Origin of the sequence: Sulfitobacter sp. HI0040 (genome assembly GCF_001634885.1) — a bacterium.
In the GTDB taxonomy this organism is placed as follows: domain Bacteria; phylum Pseudomonadota; class Alphaproteobacteria; order Rhodobacterales; family Rhodobacteraceae; genus Sulfitobacter.
Map to the genome: position 1 here is coordinate 1 of NZ_LWEX01000466.1, position 603 is coordinate 603.

Sequence of the window (603 nt, forward strand, 5' to 3'; positions counted from 1 at the left end):
CAAGCCGACCCTGCGAGGTAAAGGCCCGCCTCCTTGTCCGAGGCGCGGAATTCGGCCATACGTACATATGCGAGTCCAACTGGAAGGTCATGTTGGACAATTACCTCGAATGTTACCACTGCCAGACGGCGCATCCCGATTTCAACGAGATGATGGCCATCCCGGACAGCCGCTTTTCACTGTTCCCGAACTTTACCTATCAGGAGGCACCCACCAAGCGGAAAGCCGATAACCGGGCTTTTCCGCTCGACCTCGACCACGACGTTCTGGTGGGAACCTTCTGGTGGCTCTTCCCCAACATTACGCTGGGGCGATTTCCCGGCACGCAGAACTTTTATGTCTCTCGGTTCGATCCATTGGGGCCGGGGCGGACATCGCGCTATACCCTCTCGCTGAAACCTGCCCGGCCTACCGACGCAGGTGCGGAGGAGCGCGATCGCCTGCGGTCGGTCTGGACCACCAAAGTCGTTTCGCAGGAAGACAGGGCACTATGCGAGAACGTGCAGCGCGGCATGGCACAGCGGGGGTTTCAGCACGGATGGTACGTGACCGACCCGGAGGATCATGGCATTTCCGAACTTGCGATGCGCCATTTCCACGGGC

1 protein-coding gene is annotated in these 603 nt (G+C 59.7%); it reads left to right on the top strand.

Features of this window, described 5'->3' with window-relative positions; genetic code table 11:
* Positions 1-89: 89 nt before the first annotated feature.
* Positions 90-603: SRPBCC family protein (locus tag A3728_RS19030; RefSeq protein WP_330220291.1), on the top strand; the 514-nt coding region annotated here is incomplete at its 3' end.